Origin of the sequence: Pseudomonas sp. BTN1 (assembly GCF_001907715.1) — a bacterium.
Lineage (GTDB): Bacteria > Pseudomonadota > Gammaproteobacteria > Pseudomonadales > Pseudomonadaceae > Aquipseudomonas > Aquipseudomonas paracarnis.
On the sequence record NZ_MPBM01000022.1, the window covers coordinates 78,987 to 93,281 of the forward strand.

A 14,295-nucleotide genomic window follows, 5' to 3' on the forward strand; every position below is an offset into this window, starting at 1 on the left:
GTTACACATATGAAGTCATACATATCAGCAAGTTATCGGCCGCCTGCGGCCACGCGATCGCCAAAACGGGTCAATACTTGGGGCCTGACCTACACAACTGGAGACGTAGCAACTCATGGAAACCTACCCCTTCTGGATGGACGACGAGGCGCCGGGCATCGGCATCGATCAGTTGCTTCTTGCATCGCGCCAATGGTCGAGTAGGATTGAATCCTACTCAACCCTGGCGGATAACCCCATGCGCTCAACCCAGCAAATGAGCATCACCTTGCCCCTTGAAATGGCTGCCATGGTCAAAGCCAAGGTGGCTGCTGGCGAATATGCCAGCGAAAGTGAAGTGATTCGCGATGGCCTGCGGGCGTTGCTGGCGCGTGATCGTGCCATGGAAGATTGGCTCAGAGACGAAGTCATCCCAGCAGCGACCGCCCTTGAGGCGAAGCCTGAGCTTGGGTTATCGCCAGAACAGGTCCGCGAACATATGGCCGCCAGACGACGGGGCAAAGGCACAGGGCAAGCGTGAGCTACTCGGTAGTTTTTTCGCCCGAGGTCTTGGCGCAGCTCGATGCCCTCGAAGACTACATCAGCGATGTGGGCTCCCCTCTTGTAGCGGTGCGTTTTATCGACAATCTTGTCAGCTACTGCGAAAGCCTTGCCCTGTTTCCCTTGCGCGGCATGCACCGTGACAACCTGCTGAAAGACTTGCGCATCACTCACTATCGTAGCAGCACCATTATTGCGTTCAGGGTGAAGCCTGACTTCAAAACGGTATCGATAGTGGGGGTGTTTTACGGCGGGCAAGACTACACGGCGTTGTTGCATGCAGATGAGAACGAACACCCGACAAGGGCTGAAAAGCCTGCTGAAAACTGATCAGCAGGCTTTTAGCGTTCAATCACCCTTTAGTGAAGGGCCTGATAGCGCGTTCCACGCCGTTGGTGCACCGAAAAACGCCTGGGCATTACTGTCCAACGTTTCCAAGTGATACCCGCCTTCCTGCACGATCACGCAGGGTAACCCCAGCGCGCGGATGCGGGCTCCCAACCGCGCAAAGCCTTCCCGCGTCACCGCGACTTTGCTTTGTGGGTCCAGCTCGTAGATATCGAAGCCCAGTGACAACACCAGCACATCCGCCGAAAAGTCCTTCACCGCTGCCAGGGCCTGCTCCAGCTTTTCGAAGAACACCGCTTCGCTGGCACCATGGGGCATCGGCAGGTTGAGGTTATACCCCTCGCCGGCGCCACCGCCTTTTTCCTCGGCAAAGCCTGCCACGCCAGGATAGAAGTTGGTCGGGTCGCCGTGGATCGACACATACAGCACGTCGTCGCGGTCGTAGAAAATTTCCTGGATGCCTTGGCCGTGATGCATATCGGTATCGAGCACGGCGACACGCTGGAAACCTTGGCGCAGTGCTTGCGCAGCCACGGCCGCATTGTTGATGTAACAGAAGCCACCGGCCGCGTCGAAGCGGGCGTGATGGCCCGGGGGCCGGCACAAGGCGTAGGCGGCAGGGGCGCCATCGAGGATGTCTCCCGCTGCGGCGATGGCGCTTTGGGCTGACCAATAAGCCGAGCGCCAGGTCAACTCACCGATGGGGCAACTGCCATCGGCCAGGTAGCGTGCCGCCTGGGCCAGGATGCCGCGCAAGGCATTAGGTTCACGCACGAAGATGTTGGACATGACTTCGTCGCCCCAGTCTTCGGGGATTTCTTTCCAGCGCTGGTGAGCTTCTTGAAGAAAAGCCAGGTAGTCGCCGCCGTGCACGGCGAGCAACGGATCCAGACCGTAGTCGGCCGGTTGCTGGATATCGAAGCCCAGGGTTTGCGCAGCCAGCAACAGGTTGCGCGCGCGCTCGGGAACCTCCTGGGGCGTGCGCATCTGGCCGCGGGAGTAGTAACTACGTGGGTGATGCAGGAGTTGTTCGGGGTGGAAAAACGCCTTCATGAGTTGCTCCTGGATAAACACAAAACCTGTGGGAGCTGACTTGCCTATGGGCATGGCGTCAGCCTTCAGACATGAACGCGCCCGGCGCGTTTCAAGACGGCGTTAAGCAATACATCGGTGCCCTGGCGCACATCGTCGGGCAAGACATCTTCGGCTTCGTTGTGGCTGAGGCCGCCAACGCAGGGGATGAAGATCATGGCGGTGGGACAATAGCGCGCCAGGTGAATCGCATCGTGGCCGGCACCGCTGACGATGGTCTGCTGGCTGTAGCCCAAGCCGTCCACCGCAGCCTGCACGCAAGCCACGCACTCGGCGTCGAACGGCGTGGCCGGGCTGATCCAGTGAGGCGTGATGGTGACGCTCAGGCCACGGTGGTCAGCGATAGCCTGCAGGCGTGCACGCACTTGCTGCTCCATGGCGTCGATGTCGGCGTCGCGGTGATGGCGCAGGTCGACGGTAAAATTGAGCAAGCCGGGAATGGTGTTGCGCGACGACTTGGCGATGCTCAGTTCACCCACAGTGGTGAGGCCCTGCGGGGCAAAATCGGCAGCGAGGTTTTCCAGGGCCTGGATCATTTTCGCCGCGCCGTACAGCGCATCTTTACGCAACGGCATCGGCGTGGTCCCGGCGTGCGCGGCCATGCCTTCGACCCGTACATCAAGCCAGCGAATCGCTTGACCACCGGTGACTACGCCGATGCTGTTGGCGTTGTCTTCCAGAATCGGGCCTTGCTCGATATGCGCTTCGAAATACGCATCCACTGCGCCACCCAACGGGCGCTCACCGTTGTAGCCGGTGGTGCGCAACGCCTCGTTCACGCTGATACCGTCTACATCGGCGGTGGCCAGTGCCTTATCCAGGGCGAGCGTGCCGGTAAACACCGCCGAGCCCAGCATGGCCGGGGTGAAACGGGCGCCCTCCTCGTTGGTCCACACTGCAATTTCCAACGGCTTGCGCGTCTGGATGCCGTGGTCGTCGAGACTGCGGATCACCTCCAGGCCAGCCAACACGCCGTACACCCCATCGAAGCGTCCGCCTTCGGGCTGGGTATCCAGGTGGCTGCCCATCATCACAGGGGCTGCGTCCTTATCGGTGCCGCCGCGGCGGGCGAACAGGTTGCCAATAGCGTCGACGCTCAACGTCAGGCCAGCGGCTGTACACCAGTGACTGAACAGCTCACGACCGGCCTTGTCTTCAGCGCTCAATGCCAGACGGCAGCTGCCACCGCGTGCCGTCGCGCCGATCTCGGCCATGTCCATCAGGCTATGCCACAGGCGCTCGCCATTAATCTTCAACATTACTGACTCCCTCAACTGTGTGCCATTTCCAGGCGGTGAGCCGTGGCGTGGCGGCGGGACAAGGCCAGCACGCACACCAACGAGACCGCCGCGATCACGCTGTAAAACACTGCCATCGGCCACCATTGGCCAAGGTATTGATGAGCCAGCCAGGTGCCGATCAGCGGCGTCAAACCACCGGCCAACGCGCCGCATACCTGGTAGGCGAGGGAAATCGCGGTGTAGCGCACACGGGTTTCAAACAGGCCGCTGACAAAACCTGCGATGACGGCGTAGAACGACGCCATGCACACCACCGCCAAGGCAATGCCGAGGATGATCAAGGGCGCCTGGCCGCTGCTGACCAAGACGAACATCGGATACGGCGAAGCCATTGCCAGTACACACATGGCGCACAGGAACCGCGTAGCGCCGACCTTCTCCGCCACCCAGGCGGCCAATGGCTGAACGCAGAACTGGATAATGGCAACGAAGAACAGGCATTCCAGGATCAGCGATCGCGGTAGGTCCAATTGCTGAGTGCTGTAGGCAATCATGAAGGTGTTAGTGAAATACACGCCGGCAATCCCCAACGTATTGGCGCCAATGCACAGCAATAGCGGGCGCCAAGCGGTCTTCAGCACTTCCAGGACGGGGGCTTGGTCCTTTTTAATAGCACGGGCCTTTTCCGCCAGGGCCTTGTCTTCAAGGAACTCCGGCGACTCGTTCACACCCAGGCGAATCGCCAGGCCGACCACTAGCAGTAAGGCGCTGGCCAGGAACGGCAGGCGCCAGCCCCAACTGAGCAGGTCTTCTTCCGGCAGACGAGTGACGGCGCTGAACGCCAGCAAGGACAGAATCAAACCGGCCGGGCTGCCCAACTGCGCGAAGGATGCAAAGAAGTTACGTCGCCCCCTTGGCGCATGTTCCCCGGCCATCAACACCGCCCCACCCCACTCGCCGCCGACCGCGATGCCCTGCACCACTCGCAACAGGATCAGCAGCACTGGCGCGGCAGCGCCGATCTGCGCATAGGTCGGTAACAGGCCGATGCACACCGTCACCACGCCCATCATCACGAGGGTAATCACCAGGGACTTCTTGCGTCCGATGCGGTCGCCGATATGGCCAAACACGATGCCGCCCAACGGCCGTGCGAAAAAGCCCACGGCGAAGGTGCCGAACGCGGCCATGGTGCTGAACAGTTTATCGTCGGAAGGGAAGAACAGCTGACCGAACACCAGCGCGGCGGCGGTGGCATAGATGTAAAAGTCGTACCACTCGATCATGGTGCCGATAAAGGCGGCGGCCGCGGCACGGCGAGGCTGCGGCGAAGCGGAAGGCTTCATGGGGCTGGCTCCTTTGGTTATTTTTTTGGCAGGAGAAGATCAAACCAGTGCGCTCTGGTGGCGCTCGTTAAGCCCGATTTTTCGGCCTGGGGCTATGATTAGTCAATTTTCTATTTATTATCTTAATTATAAAAACTGCTTATTATCGAGCGATGCCATGCCCGAATCCCGCCGCGATATTCACCCCCTGCTCAACGACCGCCTGGACTGGAACCTGCTGCGCACCTTCCGCGTGATCGGCCAGGAACTGAGCATCAGCCGCGCTGCTGCCCGCCTGCATCTGACGCAACCGGCGATCAGCCAGGCGCTCAAGCGCCTGGAAGAACAGCTGGATTGCCAGCTCATCCTGCGCCGTGGCCCGCGCTTCGTACTCACCGAGGCGGGTGAACAGATCTTCGCCATTGCCGGGGAGATGTACGGCCAGGTTTCGCAGATGAGCAACGCCCTGCAAAAGCCGGGTGATGAAGTGATCGGCAAAGTGCGCTTGCTGATGATCAGCCGGATTAATTCCGACACTTTCGATGACTTTCTCGCAGGCTTTCATCGCGAGCACCCACGGGTAGACCTGGAGGTCGAAGTGATGCGCAGCTCCGACATCGTTGCCGCCCTGCTGGAAAAAACCGCGACCCTGGGGCTCAGCCTCAACCGCCGGCCACAACCGCGCCTGGAACAGCATCTGTTTCTGCGTCAGCGTTATGCATTTTTTTGTGGGAAACACCACCCATTGTTCGGACGTACAGGTTTGGTCGAAGGGGATCTGCAATCGGAAAATTTCGTGAGCTTTACCAGCGACCAGATTGGCGGGATGCTCTCGCCGCTGACTATTTTCCGTGATCAGCAAGGGTTCGGCGGGCGGATTGTGGCGTCGTCATCCAGCCTGGAAGAAGTGCGGCGCCTGGTGATTGCCGGGTATGGCCTGGGATGCCTGCCAGTGCATGTAGTGGCCGAAGATGTGCAGAACGGGCTGCTCTGGCGGCTGCCGCCGGATGAGGGCATTGCGGATGTGGATATTCACGTGCTTTGGAACCGGGAGCAGAAGATGAGTCGGGCGGAGGGGGTGTTTATTGAGTGCCTTTTGGAGCGGTTGGCCAGAACATAATTGGCCGCATCCGAGTGCGCCAAAAAGCAGTTACAACTCACCGGATGCGCACCGAAGCGCGCACGGCTAGGATTGCAGCGAACTAAGCCAATGGCGTACATTAGCGATGATTTTCATTGAGACATCGGTCTTCACACGTCGCGTTAAAGAATTGATCGACGAAGATGCCTACACGGCCTTTCAGAACGTGCTTGTAGTGAATCCCGCTGCAGGCGATGTGATTGAGGGTACGGGCGGTATCCGCAAAATACGAGTAGCAGCCAAGAGCCATGGTAAACGAGGCGGGGCACGTGTGATCTATTACCACTTCGCCTCGGCATCACAGATTGTTTTACTGATGATCTATCCCAAAAATGAACAGCAGGACTTGAGCGCCGACGAACGCAAGTCACTGAAGGCTGCGATTGAGCACTGGAGATAGCTATGAGCCGACTTTTTGATGAATTGATGGAAAGCGTTCAAGAGATGAACGAGATCCTGCGCGGAGAACGGGAGCCATCCCGTGAATTTCATGTCGACTCAATGCGAGTTAAAGAGATCCGTAAGGCAACAGGGCTGACCCAGGCTAAATTCGCAGCGCTGATTGACGTTCAGCTCGGTACGTTGCGCAACTGGGAGCAGGGTCGTCGCGAACCTACTGGGCCGGCAAAGGCGTTGTTGAAAGCTATCCATAACGACCCGGTGCATGTACTGAACGCGCTGGCTAGCTAAAATAAAACTCCCCCCCCTGCACCTTAAACATCGTCATAACCGGAAAAGCTCGGAGCTGACTCAACTTCGGGCTTTTTCGTTTGTGATGCTGAGTGAGGACTCTTCAAAAACCTCACATCGATAGCACTGATGATTACTATCGAAACGAGCGCCTGCTCGATTGCCAACACTGATTCCTATAATCGCCCCCAGCTTCCCTCTCCTGCGTCTGACCTCAGGCGACTTTCACCTTGGAATCCCACACCATGCCAAGCGCGAGCCAGGCCTCTAACGGCCTTCCCGAACATAATCAACAAAGCGTCAAACAGCAGTGGCTGGCGATTCTTTCGGTCGCCGTGGGTGCCTTTGCCCTGGTGACCAGTGAATTCCTGCCGGTGGGCGTACTCAACGACGTCGCCAGCGACCTGGGTATCAGTGCCGGTCACGCCGGATTGATGGTCACATTACCCGGCATCATGGCCGCCCTCGCCGCACCGTTTCTGTCGGTCAGCATTGGCGCCATGGACCGTCGCTACCTGCTGATTGGCCTGACACTGGTGATGATCATCGCCAACTCGGTGGTGGCCTTTGCCACCGATTTCAGCCTGCTGCTGTTCGGCCGCGTATTGCTCGGCATCAGCATCGGCGGCTTCTGGGCCACCGCCATTGCCCTCAGCGGGCGGCTGGCGCCCAAAGGCGTGGGGGTTGCGAAAGCCACCTCGATCATCATGATGGGCGTAACCCTGGCCACCGTGTTGGGCGTGCCGGTAGGTACATGGCTCAGCGGCCTGATGGGCTGGCGCATGACCTTCCTGGTCACGGCGTTGGTGGGCATTCCGGTACTGCTGGCGCAGATCTTCCTGCTGCCGCGACTCACCCCGGAGAAAGCCATTCAGATCCGTGACCTGCCGGCTTTGTTTATCAACCCACAAGCACGGGTCGGGTTGATCGCCGTGCTGCTGATCGGTCTCGCACACTTTGCCGCATACACCTATGTCGCACCGTTCTTTAAACACAGCTCCGGCTTCGACGGACCGACGATTGGCTCGCTGTTGTTGCTGTATGGCGTGGCTGGGGTGCTGGGCAATATCTTCGCCGGCTTTGCCGCCAACCGCAGCGTACGCAACACCCTGTTGCTGGTCGCACTGATGATCGGCACCAGCACCGCGCTGTTCCCCTACTTCGCCACCGGCATGACCGGCGCGGCGATGCTGATCGCCCTGTGGGGCTTCGCCTTCGGGGCTTTCCCGGCCTGCGCGAGCATCTGGATGTTCGTCGTGGCGCCCAAGGATGTAGAACGCGGCATGCCGCTGTTTGTGGCGCTGTTTCAGGTGATCATTGCCCTGGGCTCGTTCTTTGGCGGGCGGATCGTCGACCAGATGGGCAGCTCGGTGTTGTTGAGCCTGGCCACGGTGTTGGTGGGTTTCGGATTTGCGACCGTGCTGGTGTTGGGACGCAAGGTGAGTAATAGCCTGGTGACGCAGCCAGCCTGACCGGGTTGTAGGCGCAAAAAAGCCTGCTGAGCATTGAGCTCAGCAGGCTTTTTTCGTTTCAGGGAGCAGGTATTTATTTGGCCGTGGGGAAATCACGCTCAAGGACAGCATCCACCAAGGCTTGCGCGTTCTCGATCAATTGAGCCAGGGCCATGATCACGGGCGACTGCGTGCTGACTGGATCTTCGGCGCATTGGTAGGCGGATTGAAGGGCGGATGAGAGGGTTTCGGTGGCGTTTATAAGGGTTTCTTCGGTGCCGACATCATCGGCTACGCAAAAGATTTTGCGTGCATGCCCTTCGGTAGAATCAGCGGTGATCTTATTCATGATGTAACCCCAGCCAACGCAACCCTGCACGAAAACTGCCGAACCTGCACAACGTAAGCACCTGTTTCGGCAAAGCTTGGTAACCAGAATCTCCACCGGGAACCTTGTGTGCATAAGCCTGCGAGCTAGTCTCAAAAAGTCGCCGCCGTGGCGACATACTGTCAAGGGTGCTGATATGCCAACGAGATATCGCGATGCGGTCACAGGTGAATACGTAACCGAGCAAGAGGCGAAGAAAAGACCAAGGGAAACGGTGAAAGAAACCGATAAAAAGCGCCCGGCAAAGCCGACGGCCAAAAAGTAGGATCAACAGATGAGAGCGACTGCCGTATGTCCAGACAAACTTGCCAATGAAACCCGATTGCTCCAATGTAATGACCAACGTCATTACACAAGGAGCTATCCCTTGGCATCTATCAACATTCGTATCGATGACGACTTGAAAACTCGCGCCTACCTGGAGCTGGAGAAACTTGGTGTCACCCCTTCCGAACTGATACGCCAGGCGTTGCAATATGTTGCCGAGCGCGGCCAGTTGCCATTTAAGCCTGTGCTGATGACTGAAGAGGATGAAGCCTTGATGGCGACCGTACGTGAGCGTCTTGCATCGCCTCAACGCGTAAGGGTTTCTTTGGATGACCTATAGCCTTGATTTTGATGCGCGTGCATTGAAAGAATGACAAAAGCTCGGTGACACCCTCCGTCAGCAACTCAAAAAGAAGCTGGTCGAAATCCTGAACAACCCACGTATTGAGGCTAATCGCCTACATCGCCTGCCTGACTGCTACAAGATCAAACTGCGTAGTAGCGGGTACAGGCTGGTGTATCAAGTGATCGATCAGGAAATTGCGGTGTTCGTGGTCGCCGTTGATAAACGTGAGCGTGATCAGGCTTATCGCAAAGCGTCTGAGCGCCTTGATCAGCGTTAGGCAGGACTGGAAAATATCCCTGAAGCAGTCGCTGATAAAGACTGGAAATGAAAAAGCCCCGCAGCTTATTCAGCTGCGGGGCTTTTTCTATGTAATGGCGGAGAGATAGGGATTCGAACCCTAGGTACCGGTGAAGGTACAACGGATTTCGAATCCGTCCCATTCGGCCACTCTGGCATCTCTCCAACGGCGCGCATCATAACAGTGTGTTTCGCGGAAGCAAACCCCAAAGGTGATTTTTTTCCGTGCTATCAGATGCTTGCGTCGATTACAGCGGTACGCCGAGACGATTGGCGACTTCTTCGTAGGCTTCGATCACGTCACCGAGGCCTTGGCGGAAGCGGTCTTTGTCCATCTTCTTCTTGGTGTCCTTGTCCCACAGGCGGCAGCCGTCCGGGCTGAATTCGTCGCCCAGGACGATGGAGCCGTCGTGGAATACGCCGAATTCGAGCTTGAAGTCCACCAGCAACAGGCCGGCGTCGTCGAACAGCTTGGTCAGCACGTCGTTGACCTTGAGGGACAACTCCTTCATGCGCGCCAGTTGCTCAGCGGTACCCCAGCCGAACGCCACGACGTGGGATTCGTTGATGAACGGGTCGCCCTTGGCGTCGTCCTTCAGGAACAGTTCGAACGTGTAAGGGTTGAGCTTGAGGCCCTCTTCCACGCCCAAGCGCTTGACCAGGCTGCCGGCGGCGTAGTTACGCACGACGCATTCCACCGGGATCATGTCGAGCTTCTTGACCAGGCACTCGTTGTCGCCCAGCAGTTTGTCGAATTGGGTCGGGATACCGGCCGCTTCGAGCTTCTGCATGATGAAGGCGTTGAACTTGTTGTTCACCATGCCTTTGCGATCCAGTTGTTCGATGCGCTTGCCGTCGAACGCCGAGGTGTCGTTGCGAAACAGCAGGATCAGGCGGTTGGCGTCGTCGGTCTTGTACACCGACTTGGCTTTGCCGCGGTAGAGTTCTTCACGTTTTTCCATGATGGGCTCCGCTTTGAGTAAGGTGGGCTAGGCGATGTGTCGCCAGTCGAGCCCTGAATCTTGATCGGCCAGTTGCAGCCAGTCCGGGTCGCACCCTAGGGTGTCGACAAAACATTGCCGGGCAAGCGTCGGCAGGTTGTTCTTGCTGCTGAGGTGAGCCAGGACCAGATGTTGCAGGTCTTGCCAGCCCAACTCGTACACCAGGTATGCGGCCTGGTGGTTGTTCAAATGTCCCAGCTCGCCGCCCACCCGTTGCTTGAGAAAGTAAGGGTAATGACCGCGTGCCAGCAGGTCTCGGCAGTGGTTGGACTCGATCATCAAGGCATCGAGGTCCCGGTAACCCTCCAGCACCTTGGCGCAATAAGAACCCAGGTCGGTGAGCACACCGAAGCGCCGCTCACCGTCACTGAATACGTATTGCGTCGGCTCCTGGGCATCGTGGGCAACCGCGACGACATTGATGCTCAGGGCACCGATTTGCAGTTGCTCGCCACCAGCCAGAAAACCTGCCGGCTCGATGGGTTTGCGCATCCCGCGCAACGTGCCGCGGCTCATGTACACCGGCAGATTGTAGCGCCGAGACAGTAAACCCACGCCATGCACGTGGTCGGCATGTTCGTGGGTCACTAGAATCGCGCTCAACTGCGCCGGGTGAACACCGAGGCGCAGCAGGCGTCGCTCGGTTTCTCTTAACGAGAAACCACAATCGACCAGCACATACGTGTCATCATGGGCGACCAGCGTACCGTTCCCTTGGCTACCGCTGCCGAGAACGGCAAAACGCATCGGATCAGCCCAGGTTGTCTTGAATCACGCCCAACACTTTGCGCGCTGTTTCAGCTGGCGCGACGGTGTTGATGTTCTTCTCGACGGTGACTTGCACGCTTTCGCCCACCTTGCTCAAACGAACCTGATAACGCTCGGCACGGGTTTCGATCTCTTCCTTGGTAGGCGCGCTGCCGAACAATTTGCCGAAGAAACCTGGCTCGTCGTCCTTCTTCTCAGCCTTTTCAGCCACGTTGATGTAGTACAGGCCCAGGCTGCGGTTGATGTCTTCAACGCGCCAAGGGCCCTGCTCCAACGCGCGGCCAACACTGGCCCAGGCACGGTCGAGGTCTTCACCCAGGTTCAGCACGACGTTGCCACTGCCGTCTTCGGTGAGGCTGACGCGGCTAGGGGTGTCGTAATCACGGGCGGCGAGCAAGGATACGGAACCGCCCTTCTCGGAAATACGGCTCATGCTGGCGAGCATTTCGTCGACCAGCGCGGCGTCAACACCCGTGTTGACCGAACGTGGAGTGAAATCGACGTTGGCTGTGCTGCCTGCAGGACGCTCGGCGCTGACCACATAGACTTCGCTTGTGTTGCGCTGCACGCCTGGCTCGATGCGCACACGCACACGAGCTTCGCTGTCGGCGGCAACACCGCCCGCCAGCAGGCGCTGGGCCATGTTGGCGGACAGCTCGCGACCTTGCTGCCACGCGGTGGTGAACTCACCGGTCTGCGGGCGTTGCTGGTCGATGCTAAAACCGTTGTCCTGGAAGAACTGCACCGCCACCGGCCAGACCTCGGCAGGCGGACGCTGAGCCACGATCCAACGATTGTCGCCGCTTTTTTGCAGGCTGTAGTCGCTGGCATCGGCCACGGACATAATCGGCTGTGGGCGTGGCACTACGTACTCACCCTTGACCGTGTCGTCGGCAACGTTGCGTGGAATCGGCAGCAGCGGGTCAAGGCGCTTGGCGACATTGACATCAGGCGGCAGTTGCATCGGTTTGGTTGCTTGCGCTTCCAGGTAATCGCTGCCGCGGTCACGGAAGTAGCCTTCCGGGCCCCATACCCAACCGCAGCCACTGGTGCTGGAGATAATCAAGGCAAGTGCGGAAAGTCCGGCCAATCGCTTCATGCGTAGTGCTTCCTCAATTAAACCAGGACGCCGGACTGGCGCAGGGCCTGTCGCAGCGGTTCGTGACAGGCTTCGCTGAGGCGGGTGAGCGGCAGACGGATACCGTCCGGCATCAGGCCCATCTCAAACAGCGCCCACTTCACGGGAATAGGATTGGATTCGATAAACAGTGTCTTGTTGAGCGGCATCAGCTTTTCGTGGATCGCACGCGCGGTGGCTGCATCGCCCGCGATGGCGGCGGCACACATATCGCTCATGGCGCGCGGGGCCACGTTGGCGGTCACGGAGATGTTGCCCTTGCCACCCAGCAGGATCAGCTCGACAGCGGTGGCGTCGTCACCGGAATACACCAGGAAGTCGCTGCTCACGCCGGCCAGGATGTCCTTGGCGCGCTGCAGGTCGCCGGTGGCTTCCTTGATGCCGATGATGTTCGGCACGGTGGACAGGCGGATCACGGTCTCGGCCTTCATGTCGCACGCGGTGCGACCCGGTACGTTGTAGAGGATCTGCGGGATCTGCACGGCTTCGGCGATGGCTTTGAAGTGCTGGTACAAGCCTTCCTGGGTCGGCTTGTTGTAGTACGGAGTCACCAGCAGGCAAGCGTCGGCGCCGGCCTTCTTGGCGTTCTTGGTCAGCTCGATCGCTTCACGCGTCGAGTTGGCGCCCGTACCGGCGATCACGGCAATGCGGCCCGCTACGCGCTTGACCACGAATTCGATCACCTGGATGTGTTCTTCCACATCAAGGGTGGCCGATTCACCTGTGGTGCCGACCGCCACAATGGCGTTGGTGCCCTCTTGCAGGTGGAAGTCCACCAGTTTGCCCAGGCTGTCCCAGTCGAGACGACCTTGTGCATCCATGGGTGTGACCAGTGCCACCATACTGCCCGCAATCATGCAACCGCTCCTGCCGGAAAAAGAGAGCCGTAATGGTACTGGCGCCAAGATGCTTGTACAAGCGAAGTACCGCGTGAGGATGCGTTCTGGCGCAACTAAACGACGGGCAATGCCATCATTAGGCCAAAGCACCGCCCGAAGCGGGCTGATCACGCAATGAAAACGCCACCTCCTAGCCCTTGGCGACGCTTTTCGCTACCCTTGATCCTTTGATCGATACCGCCCACACGGCATCGACCGCTCATCGCTTTAGGAAGGCTGCATGTCCACCCCCACAGTTCGCGAACAATTCCTTGTTATCAGTGCCCTCGGCGCCAACCCCATGGAGCTGACCAACGTCCTGTGCCGCGCCAGCCATGAGAACCGCTGCGCCGTCGTGACCTCCCGCCTCACCCGCCATGGCGAGTGCAGTGCGCTGGTCCTGCAGATTTCTGGCTCCTGGGATGCCTTGGCGCGCCTGGAAACCGGCCTGCCGGGCCTGGCCAAGAAGCATGATTTCACCGTCAACGTGGTACGCAGTGCTGCCCTGGAAAACCGTCCCCAGGCCCTGCCTTACGTAGCCTATGTCAGCTCGGCCTACCGTTCGGACATCGTCAACGAGTTGTGCCAGTTCTTTATCGACCACAACGTCGAGCTGGAAAACCTGACCTGTGACACCTACCAGGCGCCACAAACCGGCGGCACCATGCTCAATGCCACCTTTACCGTGACCTTGCCGGCCGGTGTACAGATCAGTTGGTTGCGCGACCAGTTCCTGGATTTCGCCGATGCCCTGAACCTCGACGCGTTGATTGAGCCGTGGCGCCCACAGAACCCAATGTAAGGAAGGACTCATGCCGGTAGCCATCGATAAACCCGTCGCCGATTTCGAAGCCCAGGCCACCAGCGGCCAGACTTTCAGCCTCGCAGCCCTCAAGGGTAAGCAAGTAGTGATCTACTTCTACCCCAAGGACAGCACCCCGGGCTGCACCACCGAAGGCCAGGGCTTTCGTGACCAGTACGCGGCGTTCAAGGCCGCTAATACCGAAGTGTTCGGTGTGTCGCGTGACAGCGTGAAGTCTCACGAAAACTTTAAGGCCAAGCAGGCATTTCCTTTCGAGCTGATCAGCGACAAGGACGAATCGGTCTGCCAGCTGTTTGATGTGATCAAGTTGAAGAAGCTGTACGGCAAGGAATACCTGGGCGTGGATCGCAGCACCTTCCTGATCGACAGCCAAGGTGTGCTGCGTCAGGAATGGCGCGGCGTGAAAGTGCCAGGGCATGTTGATACGGTTTTGGCGGCAGCGCAGGCGCTGAACAAGGCTTGATCTTGCCTCGATAAGGATAGGTATCTACACAACTTTGTGGGCTGTAGCACACACGGTAACCACGATGCGAAACGAGTAGCTCTTGATCTTGATCTGCT

The 14,295-nt window shown here is 58.7% G+C and carries 17 protein-coding genes, 1 tRNA gene and 1 pseudogene; 10 read left to right on the forward strand and 9 right to left on the reverse strand.

What is annotated here, in order from left to right; all coding sequences use genetic code 11:
* Positions 1 to 115: 115 nt before the first annotated feature.
* Both BMH52_RS10045 and BMH52_RS10050 read left to right on the forward strand, forming a co-directional pair.
* A complete protein-coding gene (locus BMH52_RS10045; protein WP_081088297.1) occupies positions 116 to 520 on the forward strand; it encodes a type II toxin-antitoxin system ParD family antitoxin in 405 nt (134 codons plus the stop codon).
* A complete protein-coding gene (locus BMH52_RS10050) occupies positions 517 to 870 on the forward strand; it encodes a type II toxin-antitoxin system RelE/ParE family toxin (protein ID WP_019818451.1) in 354 nt (117 codons plus the stop codon). The genes BMH52_RS10045 and BMH52_RS10050 overlap by 4 nt, the downstream gene beginning before the upstream one ends.
* An 18-nt stretch (positions 871 to 888) precedes the next feature.
* On the opposite strand, the gene BMH52_RS10055 is transcribed toward BMH52_RS10050, so the two are convergent.
* The 3 genes from BMH52_RS10055 to BMH52_RS10065 form a co-directional block, all read right to left on the reverse strand.
* A complete protein-coding gene (locus tag BMH52_RS10055) occupies positions 889 to 1,941 on the reverse strand; it encodes a histone deacetylase family protein (protein WP_073843545.1) in 1,053 nt (350 codons plus the stop codon).
* A 65-nt stretch (positions 1,942 to 2,006) separates the two neighbouring features.
* The gene (locus BMH52_RS10060; protein WP_038449430.1) at positions 2,007 to 3,239 is read right to left on the reverse strand and encodes a Zn-dependent hydrolase; all 1,233 of its coding nucleotides are present in this window, start codon (positions 3,237 to 3,239) and stop codon (positions 2,007 to 2,009) included.
* 11 nt (positions 3,240 to 3,250) lie between these two features.
* Positions 3,251 to 4,567, reverse strand: a complete 1,317-nt coding sequence (locus BMH52_RS10065; protein WP_073843547.1) for an MFS transporter — start codon at positions 4,565 to 4,567, stop codon at positions 3,251 to 3,253.
* 157 nt (positions 4,568 to 4,724) lie between these two features.
* Here BMH52_RS10065 and BMH52_RS10070 point away from each other — a divergent pair, with 157 nt between their 5' ends.
* The 4 genes from BMH52_RS10070 (at position 4,725) to BMH52_RS10085 (ending at position 7,849) form a co-directional block, all read left to right on the forward strand.
* Entirely contained in the window at positions 4,725 to 5,666 is a 942-nt protein-coding gene (locus BMH52_RS10070) for a LysR family transcriptional regulator (protein WP_014717448.1), read from the forward strand.
* A 106-nt stretch (positions 5,667 to 5,772) separates the two neighbouring features.
* On the forward strand, positions 5,773 to 6,087 hold the full coding sequence (locus BMH52_RS10075) for a type II toxin-antitoxin system RelE/ParE family toxin (protein ID WP_032903171.1): 315 nt from the start codon (positions 5,773 to 5,775) through the stop codon (positions 6,085 to 6,087).
* Between the two features lie 2 nt (positions 6,088 to 6,089).
* The gene (gene nadS, locus BMH52_RS10080; RefSeq protein ID WP_014717446.1) at positions 6,090 to 6,377 is read left to right on the forward strand and encodes a NadS family protein; all 288 of its coding nucleotides are present in this window, start codon (positions 6,090 to 6,092) and stop codon (positions 6,375 to 6,377) included.
* A gap of 245 nt (positions 6,378 to 6,622) precedes the next feature.
* A complete protein-coding gene (locus BMH52_RS10085; protein WP_073843549.1) occupies positions 6,623 to 7,849 on the forward strand; it encodes an MFS transporter in 1,227 nt (408 codons plus the stop codon).
* 73 nt (positions 7,850 to 7,922) lie between these two features.
* On the opposite strand, the gene BMH52_RS10090 is transcribed toward BMH52_RS10085, so the two are convergent.
* The gene (locus BMH52_RS10090; RefSeq protein ID WP_019818461.1) at positions 7,923 to 8,177 is read right to left on the reverse strand and encodes a DUF6124 family protein; all 255 of its coding nucleotides are present in this window, start codon (positions 8,175 to 8,177) and stop codon (positions 7,923 to 7,925) included.
* A 406-nt stretch (positions 8,178 to 8,583) separates the two neighbouring features.
* On the opposite strand from BMH52_RS10090, the gene BMH52_RS10100 reads away from it, so the two are divergent.
* Both BMH52_RS10100 and BMH52_RS10105 read left to right on the forward strand, forming a co-directional pair.
* Entirely contained in the window at positions 8,584 to 8,823 is a 240-nt protein-coding gene (locus BMH52_RS10100) for a type II toxin-antitoxin system RelB/DinJ family antitoxin (protein WP_020301039.1), read from the forward strand.
* A pseudogene (locus BMH52_RS10105) lies at positions 8,813 to 9,106 on the forward strand (type II toxin-antitoxin system RelE/ParE family toxin). Before BMH52_RS10100 ends, BMH52_RS10105 begins: the two are co-directional and overlap by 11 nt.
* A 95-nt stretch (positions 9,107 to 9,201) precedes the next feature.
* On the opposite strand, the gene BMH52_RS10110 reads toward BMH52_RS10105, so the two are convergent.
* From BMH52_RS10110 to dapA, 5 genes are all read right to left on the reverse strand, one after another.
* A tRNA-Ser gene (locus tag BMH52_RS10110) sits at positions 9,202 to 9,291 on the reverse strand.
* 83 nt (positions 9,292 to 9,374) lie between these two features.
* Positions 9,375 to 10,088, reverse strand: a complete 714-nt coding sequence (gene purC, locus BMH52_RS10115) for a phosphoribosylaminoimidazolesuccinocarboxamide synthase (RefSeq protein WP_005786030.1) — start codon at positions 10,086 to 10,088, stop codon at positions 9,375 to 9,377.
* A gap of 27 nt (positions 10,089 to 10,115) precedes the next feature.
* Positions 10,116 to 10,874 (reverse strand): MBL fold metallo-hydrolase, encoded by a 759-nt coding sequence (locus BMH52_RS10120; protein ID WP_014717370.1) that lies wholly within the window; start codon positions 10,872 to 10,874, stop codon positions 10,116 to 10,118.
* 4 nt (positions 10,875 to 10,878) lie between these two features.
* On the reverse strand, positions 10,879 to 11,994 hold the full coding sequence (gene bamC / locus BMH52_RS10125; RefSeq protein ID WP_014717369.1) for an outer membrane protein assembly factor BamC: 1,116 nt from the start codon (positions 11,992 to 11,994) through the stop codon (positions 10,879 to 10,881).
* A 17-nt stretch (positions 11,995 to 12,011) separates the two neighbouring features.
* Positions 12,012 to 12,890, reverse strand: a complete 879-nt coding sequence (gene dapA, locus BMH52_RS10130; protein ID WP_014717368.1) for a 4-hydroxy-tetrahydrodipicolinate synthase — start codon at positions 12,888 to 12,890, stop codon at positions 12,012 to 12,014.
* A gap of 262 nt (positions 12,891 to 13,152) precedes the next feature.
* Between dapA and BMH52_RS10135 the strand changes: the two genes are divergently transcribed.
* Both BMH52_RS10135 and BMH52_RS10140 read left to right on the forward strand, forming a co-directional pair.
* The gene (locus tag BMH52_RS10135; RefSeq protein WP_003189463.1) at positions 13,153 to 13,713 is read left to right on the forward strand and encodes a glycine cleavage system protein R; all 561 of its coding nucleotides are present in this window, start codon (positions 13,153 to 13,155) and stop codon (positions 13,711 to 13,713) included.
* 10 nt (positions 13,714 to 13,723) lie between these two features.
* The gene (locus BMH52_RS10140; RefSeq protein WP_072434353.1) at positions 13,724 to 14,197 is read left to right on the forward strand and encodes a peroxiredoxin; all 474 of its coding nucleotides are present in this window, start codon (positions 13,724 to 13,726) and stop codon (positions 14,195 to 14,197) included.
* Positions 14,198 to 14,295: the final 98 nt, after the last annotated feature.

Coding starts and splice junctions, on each gene's coding strand:
- BMH52_RS10120 (WP_014717370.1), bottom strand. CDS start 10,874: ATGCGTTTTGCCGTTCTCGGCAGCGGTAGCCAAGGGAACGGTACGCTG.
- dapA (WP_014717368.1), bottom strand. CDS start 12,890: ATGATTGCGGGCAGTATGGTGGCACTGGTCACACCCATGGATGCACAA.
- BMH52_RS10060 (WP_038449430.1), bottom strand. CDS start 3,239: ATGTTGAAGATTAATGGCGAGCGCCTGTGGCATAGCCTGATGGACATG.
- purC (WP_005786030.1), bottom strand. CDS start 10,088: ATGGAAAAACGTGAAGAACTCTACCGCGGCAAAGCCAAGTCGGTGTAC.
- BMH52_RS10140 (WP_072434353.1), top strand. CDS start 13,724: ATGCCGGTAGCCATCGATAAACCCGTCGCCGATTTCGAAGCCCAGGCC.
- bamC (WP_014717369.1), bottom strand. CDS start 11,994: ATGAAGCGATTGGCCGGACTTTCCGCACTTGCCTTGATTATCTCCAGC.
- BMH52_RS10055 (WP_073843545.1), bottom strand. CDS start 1,941: ATGAAGGCGTTTTTCCACCCCGAACAACTCCTGCATCACCCACGTAGT.
- BMH52_RS10065 (WP_073843547.1), bottom strand. CDS start 4,567: ATGAAGCCTTCCGCTTCGCCGCAGCCTCGCCGTGCCGCGGCCGCCGCC.
- BMH52_RS10070 (WP_014717448.1), top strand. CDS start 4,725: ATGCCCGAATCCCGCCGCGATATTCACCCCCTGCTCAACGACCGCCTG.
- BMH52_RS10045 (WP_081088297.1), top strand. CDS start 116: ATGGAAACCTACCCCTTCTGGATGGACGACGAGGCGCCGGGCATCGGC.
- BMH52_RS10090 (WP_019818461.1), bottom strand. CDS start 8,177: ATGAATAAGATCACCGCTGATTCTACCGAAGGGCATGCACGCAAAATC.
- BMH52_RS10135 (WP_003189463.1), top strand. CDS start 13,153: ATGTCCACCCCCACAGTTCGCGAACAATTCCTTGTTATCAGTGCCCTC.
- BMH52_RS10075 (WP_032903171.1), top strand. CDS start 5,773: ATGATTTTCATTGAGACATCGGTCTTCACACGTCGCGTTAAAGAATTG.
- BMH52_RS10085 (WP_073843549.1), top strand. CDS start 6,623: ATGCCAAGCGCGAGCCAGGCCTCTAACGGCCTTCCCGAACATAATCAA.
- nadS (WP_014717446.1), top strand. CDS start 6,090: ATGAGCCGACTTTTTGATGAATTGATGGAAAGCGTTCAAGAGATGAAC.